At 58.0% G+C, this 6,371-nt stretch carries 7 protein-coding genes; 3 read left to right on the top strand and 4 right to left on the bottom strand.

All coding sequences use genetic code 11. The annotated features are described in order from the left end of the window. Nucleotides 1-633 (bottom strand): hypothetical protein (locus JHD07_RS02355; RefSeq protein WP_291618551.1); only part of this gene is annotated, 633 nt, incomplete at its 3' end. 396 nt (nucleotides 634-1,029) lie between these two features. Here JHD07_RS02355 and JHD07_RS02350 point away from each other — a divergent pair. Together JHD07_RS02350 and JHD07_RS02345 are read left to right on the top strand one after the other, a co-directional pair. Then, a complete protein-coding gene (locus JHD07_RS02350; RefSeq protein ID WP_100179073.1) occupies nucleotides 1,030-1,326 on the top strand; it encodes a nucleotidyltransferase domain-containing protein in 297 nt (98 codons plus the stop codon). Beyond that, on the top strand, nucleotides 1,326-1,688 hold the full coding sequence (locus tag JHD07_RS02345) for a HepT-like ribonuclease domain-containing protein (RefSeq protein ID WP_100179072.1): 363 nt from the start codon (nucleotides 1,326-1,328) through the stop codon (nucleotides 1,686-1,688). Before JHD07_RS02350 ends, JHD07_RS02345 begins: the two co-directional genes overlap by 1 nt. On the opposite strand, the gene JHD07_RS02340 is transcribed toward JHD07_RS02345, so the two are convergent. The 3 genes from JHD07_RS02340 to JHD07_RS02330 are packed head-to-tail and all read right to left on the bottom strand — an operon-like array spanning nucleotide 1,689 to nucleotide 5,961. Next, complete coding sequence (locus JHD07_RS02340) at nucleotides 1,689-2,687, bottom strand: hypothetical protein (protein WP_212065530.1); 999 nt, start codon at nucleotides 2,685-2,687, stop codon at nucleotides 1,689-1,691. A 48-nt stretch (nucleotides 2,688-2,735) separates the two neighbouring features. Then, complete coding sequence (locus JHD07_RS02335; protein ID WP_212065529.1) at nucleotides 2,736-4,208, bottom strand: UvrD-helicase domain-containing protein; 1,473 nt, start codon at nucleotides 4,206-4,208, stop codon at nucleotides 2,736-2,738. Continuing rightward, nucleotides 4,198-5,961 (bottom strand): ATP-binding protein, encoded by a 1,764-nt coding sequence (locus JHD07_RS02330; protein ID WP_100179069.1) that lies wholly within the window; start codon nucleotides 5,959-5,961, stop codon nucleotides 4,198-4,200. The genes JHD07_RS02335 and JHD07_RS02330 overlap by 11 nt, the downstream gene beginning before the upstream one ends. Before the next feature lie 103 nt (nucleotides 5,962-6,064). Between JHD07_RS02330 and JHD07_RS02325 the strand changes: the two genes are divergently transcribed. Continuing rightward, nucleotides 6,065-6,298: a hypothetical protein gene (locus tag JHD07_RS02325; RefSeq protein ID WP_291618542.1), complete on the top strand. Its 234-nt coding sequence runs from the start codon at nucleotides 6,065-6,067 to the stop codon at nucleotides 6,296-6,298. Nucleotides 6,299-6,371 lie beyond the last annotated feature (73 nt).

Below are 6,371 nucleotides of genomic sequence, written 5' to 3'. Positions count from 1 at the left end.
ACCTTTCGGCCAAACCCAGTCGTGGCCGGTTTTTGCCTTGAGCCTGGCGAGCAGCTTTTCTATCTTTTCGACGGTCATCACGTCGAGGAATTTGGCCAAATCTTGCCACTCTGGGGCGCCTCCAACTTGGAATTCGAGCGTGAGATTAAACCCGACAATAAAGCGCTTGTCCTCAAGCCCGATCTCCATCGCGTTCGAGATAGAGCGATGACCGTCGTTATGAGCGAACCTCTTGTTCCTCATATCGATGATCTGATCATGGGCTCGCCGGAGTTTCTCCGGAAGGATGTCGCGAGCGAACCCGCTGCCGATTCCACCCTGATGCAGGCGCACGTAGGTCACGACGAATGCCGTCGTGAGCATGTCGAGTTCCAGAAAGGCCTTCATGTCGGCCGCGAATTTGTACTCCGACAGGCGTTCCGCCGCATACTTCAGTGCCACCAACGAGGTGAACGAGTTCGATATCCTGATGAGTTGCGACAGTTCCTTATCGACAGATTCAAGGACGGCACGTCCGTCGTCCGCCATAGCCTGGAAATGGTTCCGCCACTCTTCGGGAAGAAACTGAATCGCCTCTTCGGGCAGTGAGTAGTATTCAGGCTCTTCCTCGGTTTCGATCGGATCGTTTTGCACTTTGCTCCTTTACCCGCTGGGCTATGCCGACACATTGAGATGTAAATAACCGTCTGCGCCGAGATTGACCAGGAATGCATCCCCTATTGCGGTAGACGTAAGTAAGAGATTGCACTTGCCTTCCCTAGAATACACCACCGGCTGGGCTGCACCATTCCGGCCGCCCACGTGGGTCAACAGGAACCTCCCGACGCGCGCCGCTGCGTAAGCCGTGAGTGCACTCCGCGGCAGCGCGCGGGTCCCTCCTATTGACTACGGGGACGGCCTCATCGCGGCCAATAGCATTTGCGATTTTACGACGATGCGTGTCGCGCAAGTCAGCACCGCGACCGCAATGAGGGAAGATGTCAGCAGGCGCTTTTGCCGTCATCCATATCTCTGTGGTATTGTACGCGCATGCAGACGACAGAAGTCATTTCGCGCCTGAGGGCTATAGAACCGCAGTTGCGGGCCTTTGGCGTGGACGGACTATACCTGTTTGGCTCTTATGCCAGAAACGAAGCAGGCCCCGATTCCGACGTCGACGTATTTATCGATCGGGCCCCCGGCACCGAGCTGGATCTCGACGCCTTCATGGGCGCCTACGACCTCCTAAAGGCGGCACTGCCGGTCAACGTCGACTACGGTACCCGGACGGGTCTCTCCAAGTTCATCCGGGAAGATGTTGAACGCGAGGCCATCCGCGTTTTCTGATGGCGCCCAGCAAAACGCCCGTTATCCGTCTTTTGCACATTATCGATGAAGCCGAGGCCATAAGCCGCGCGCTTGTTGGGATATCGAGCTTGAGCTTTCAGGATTCTTGGGTGCTGCAGCGGGCCGTGGAGCATGGATTGCTCATCATCTCGGAGGCCACCAAGACCCTGCCTGCCGGACTGAAGGAAGCCGCACCGGATATTGCCTGGCGTAAGATCGAAACCCTGGGCAACTTCCTGCGACACGAATATCGGGATGTCGATCCGGATCTGATCTGGAACATCACGCAAGAAAACCTGCCAGGGCTATTGGAAGCTGCACGCAGGCTCGCTGAACGATTGCGCGAACCTGAGCCAGTTTGATCACTTGCCACGTGCACGATCAATCAGCATGTCGATCTCCCGTTCAGCCGCCGCCGCCGACTCGTCGATGGCTTCGCGAAGATCCTGTGTCGACGCCATAAAGGACTGATACGTCGATAATGCAGCGTGCGGGTTTTTCCCGGCGCGCAGACGCCTTGCCTGTGCTCTCCAGGATTCGATGGGATCAGATCGAAATTTGTGAGGATAGTTGGATCGGAGAAACTCGATAAACTGGTGCATATTGCCGTTCCAGCCGCGTTCCGCAGCAAAGGCCCGACCTTCCTTCGAGAAAGCGAGGCGCCAAGCCTGGGTATCGAGAACAGCAACGTCGCGCGTCGTCTCCTGTCCTTCGTAAACGCCGCGCGCAATGATGCCGATCCCGACGTCCTGCTGCTCGATGACGTCATTTATTTCATCGGCCAGAGAGGCGATCGTTTGACGAGGATCGTGATTGCATGCCTCACGGAGCACTTTACAACCGTTCGAGAAGTCGTCGAATCCCACCGAAAAGAATGGGTCGCCCTTGAAATACTTCTTCGACCGTTCTGGCAATTTCTGGTTTGAACCCCAGCCCAGGCCTTTTGGCCTGTACGAACTCAGATAGCCGCACGCGACATCAAAATAGAACGGCGCGAGCGCCGGCAGGAGCTTTTCGTGTTTGAGGCCGACATGGTAAACCTCATTCCGATAGCCGTGCATGGTCGTAATGGTCTGCGCGATCTCGTCTGACAGGCCGCCCGCGATCTTCGCGAATTTAACTTTCGCATCGAAATTGCGCCCCAGCGCGTTATCTAATGCCGTCTGATGCTTATATGTCTCCTTCTGCCAGGCGTACATTTTGAGATTCGACGCCTTGTCCTTTGCAATTTGATGAAGGATCAGTTCGACGGCATTGTCCGTAAGCATCATGCCAAATCGGGCGTAGTGAACGTCTCCCTTGGAGATTTGCTCCAGCGCGAGATCGAGCTGTTCGATGACTGAAGCGAGAAATAGAAGCATCAGAGCGGCGCCTGCGCTGGCGGGTTGAAGGGGCGGTGGAGGGACGGATTATTCATGTCCTTGGCCCCGTTTGCTTACATTTTGCTGCGGCGTCGCCTTTACGATCAATGTTGGTGTGGCCGAGACTACAGTAATTGTCCGCGAAGCACGGGTGAGCGCGACATACAGGTCGTTGCGGCTCAGCTTCTCCGGCGCAACGATAACGGCGTGGTCAAATTGAAGGCCCTTTACCAGGAGTGTGCTCCCGACAGACCGCCGCGCCAGGCGCCGCCCGGCGTGCCGCATCTTGTTCTGAACATGCCAAGCGGCCTCTGCGAGAGTTGAATGCTCTCCACGGACCACCAGCCTGAGGGTATTCTGCACGGCTGATAGCAATTCTCTTCGGAAGGCGACCACGCCGGACTGCCGGCGTAAGCACTCCAGGAGACTGAGCACGTGGGCGAGTTCGTTTGATGCGAGTAGATCAAGCGCCGCGCGCTCGGATTCGGTGATCTTATTTCTCGGCTTCCATCCCCCCGCCAGGCGGACCACGCGGCGCTCGAAGGCGGCTCTCGCCAAGCCCGACATTGCACCGGCCGCGAGATCAAGGACCGCAGTAAGCCGATCCCGTGCCGTACATACGTCAATTTCCGCAAGGAAGCTGCCCAGGGTCTGACAAGCTACAGGTTCGATTGCGGAGCATTTCAGCTTTGCCGCCAGTGATCCGCGGATAAGCTCGCTGGCCTTATCGCCGATCACGATCAGCGTCTCTTCGCCTCGAAGCTTGACCGAACGTCCTGCCGACATATTCGCCTTAAGTAGATCTTGCTTGGTCAACGACTGCGGAATGACGCGTGACACGCATCTCGGCGCCGCGGCCAGGTCGACGCGGTTTAGCTGTTCCAGCTGGTCACGGATGCCGATGAGCCAGCACCCGAGCTTGTCGTTCTTTACCCGCTTCCATCGCCAAGGCTCTTTGAGCGCGCCGATCTGTGGAAAGTCAGTGGTGACGGCCTTCCAATCTGCTAGCTGTTCATTGCGAAAGCCGAAGATGGCCTGCAGCGGATCGCCAAATATGCAAGTCGGTAGATGCTGCGACAGCGCGAGGATCAAAGCGTGCTGCTCGGCCGTGCAGTCCTGATATTCGTCTACGAGCACCCGTTGGTAAGATGCTTTTAGAACGCCTGTGACGAATCCGCCGCGAATCAGTTGCGTGGCAGCGGCGTATACGGCCGGCCAATCCTCACCACGCGGCTCGCGCGTTGCGAGACCTGACCTCCGTGGGAAGGCTGCTGCAAATCTCAATGACCAGCCGGCAATCGTCTCCAGGTCCGTGCGATGAAGGCTGACGTCTTTCTCTTTCATCCGCTGACGCAGTGAATCCACGCCAGCCAGGGTATGTGTGAGCACAAGGCATTTGGCCGGGCCGCCCGCGGCCTTCACCACGTCAGCAATGCAATCGGTCTTGCCGCAGCCGGCGGGCGCAACGACGGACCCGAGCCTCGAACTCAGAACCGCGTCGACGATAGGCTCATTGCTCACGATCTACCCAAGCCCGAATTTCAGCGATTGTCTCCGGAAACTTGCCCTTCAGCTCGTCGAGATGCGGTCCGACATGCTTACGTCCGATCCACTCGGCATGGCTGATGTCCTTGAACCACCCGCGCTCGCCTGGTTTGCCCTTCGATTTTGTGAGTTCACCCATGGCAATGCGGAGTTCGGAGTCATCCGCAGCCTTCTGGACTTCCGCGACCGATTTAAAACGCTTTTTAGAATACTTGCTGGAGAGACGGTCGAGGAACGATTGATCGCTATCCTGAATGGCCGCTGCGGCCTTGATGAGTGTGGCTACCGCATCGGTCGGAAGATCCCGGAAAAGGTGATCCTCCGTCGCGTGGCCTGGGGCCCAGCGGAAGATCGTCACTCCCGCTGAGGTGAGTTCGTTGAGAATCTTAGCGTCCTTTGGCTCGCAGTCGTTGTCGAGCAGGAGGCCGACCCGATAGCCGAGCGCGTGGAAGTAGCCGGCGATGACCGGTGCCTTGTCGACGCCGCCGCCGGACACCGGCACGATCCCGGCGGTGGAGAACGGCAGGTGCCCCTTGCCGACCCAGTAGTCGTCGAGACCCCTGACAAGCCCAACCTCAGTCTTTCCTTCACAGACCAGAATGGCCGGCGCCAGATAGGCCTGCGGGTTGGCTCGTGGCTGGCTTTGGGCATCGAGTCCCGGATAGGGCGTGTTGGCAGGGACGACTATTGTGATCCCTGTTCGAGGGTCACGTCTGACGACATTCAGCTCGGCAATACTTAACTCCTGAAGCACCACCGGCGAATGCGTCGTCATAAACACCTGGGCTTTGGTAGTGCCGCCTGCTCTTTCTTCCTTCAATTGTCGCAACAGCCTCGATATGCGGTGAGGTTCAAGCCCGTGTTCAACCTCGTCAATTAGCGCCACCGACGCCCTGGCACGGGCGTAATCCTGCAGCGCGGCCGTAAACAACCGTGACGATCCCACGCCAAGCCGGCGAAGGGGCAGATTGCCATCGTGTAGCGAAATGCCGCCACCCGACAGTCCCATGGCCTGGACGTCAAGCATCGCGTGCAACGCGTCACCGACCGGCACGCCCAGCAGCCGCGCCGCTTGTTTGACCTCTTCAATGGTCTCCGCGAATAAGGTCTTCGAGTCCCGCGAGAACTCTTGGCGCGCGACCCGGCCTGCCTCTGCCATCAGGCCACGGGAAGCCGCTGGCCCCTTCGTGATCCGGTTGAGAACCGATTGACGGCCCCAGGCCAGGTGCCGGTCCGCGTAGGGGCCTAGTCGGCTTGGGGCGATGTCCTGGCGATCTTGAAAGGCTAATGCGCGTGAACTCTGGTCGCCTTGCGCTACCCGTTGATTGAAAAGCGTCCACTCCGCTTCAAGGGTGTGGTCCCCAGTGAGCCTTATGGACAGCACATCCTCCAGCCCACGCGCTTCATCAGGCTCATCCTCCAGTCGTTTGGCGGTATCGTCCCACCCTCGCAGGTAATGACCGTACCGATCCTCCTTCAGGAATTCCGTGGGGAGATCGCCGATGGTGACTGTGATCGCGATCGGGTTGGCTTTTGGGTCAACAGCGTAAAAATCGGTGTCGTCGAAGGTGACGCTGTTGCGCGGAGCAAATGCCAGCTCAATGGCATCGAGAACAGTCGTTTTCCCCGAATCGCCCGGACCCACCAAGCAATTGGTGCCCGGTGCCGGATGCCAAGAGAGCTGCTTGATTCCTCTAAAATTGACTACCTCGACGTGGACGATTCGCAAGCCGTACCTCCCCCTGCCGCGAAGAGGCTACCATGGAGCCGCAACTAGTGGTAGCCGGTGAGGCCTAAGCCCGCGTCAGGACGTCCTCGAGAGAGTCCATCACATGCAGACCAACAACGACGATCGGGAGGCAATGCGCATTCCGATAGCTTCCCTTTACAAGCACTGGATCACTGCCGACTCTGTGAAGGCTCGCATGCACCTGGAAATCACAATTCCAGAAGACATGCCGCCGCAGTTGGCCGCAGAAGGGCAGAAATGGTCCCAAGTGCAGACCATGGCCGGTTTCTACGGTTGTTCTACGTCGTCATCGAGGGATATCGCGAACTTCGATTGAAAGATGAGGCCATAGATGCGCTGCTTGGTGCAAACAACTACGAAGCTCGTCTCCGTCGATTTCGCAATGCGGT

The sequence above is a fragment of the Bradyrhizobium sp. genome (genome assembly GCF_016462955.1).
Lineage (GTDB): Bacteria > Pseudomonadota > Alphaproteobacteria > Rhizobiales > Xanthobacteraceae > Bradyrhizobium.
This window is presented reverse-complemented; position numbering and strand designations above follow the sequence as displayed.

Coding starts and splice junctions, on each gene's coding strand:
- JHD07_RS02350 (WP_100179073.1), top strand. CDS start 1,030: ATGCAGACGACAGAAGTCATTTCGCGCCTGAGGGCTATAGAACCGCAG.
- JHD07_RS02345 (WP_100179072.1), top strand. CDS start 1,326: ATGGCGCCCAGCAAAACGCCCGTTATCCGTCTTTTGCACATTATCGAT.
- JHD07_RS02340 (WP_212065530.1), bottom strand. CDS start 2,687: ATGCTTCTATTTCTCGCTTCAGTCATCGAACAGCTCGATCTCGCGCTG.
- JHD07_RS02325 (WP_291618542.1), top strand. CDS start 6,065: ATGCAGACCAACAACGACGATCGGGAGGCAATGCGCATTCCGATAGCT.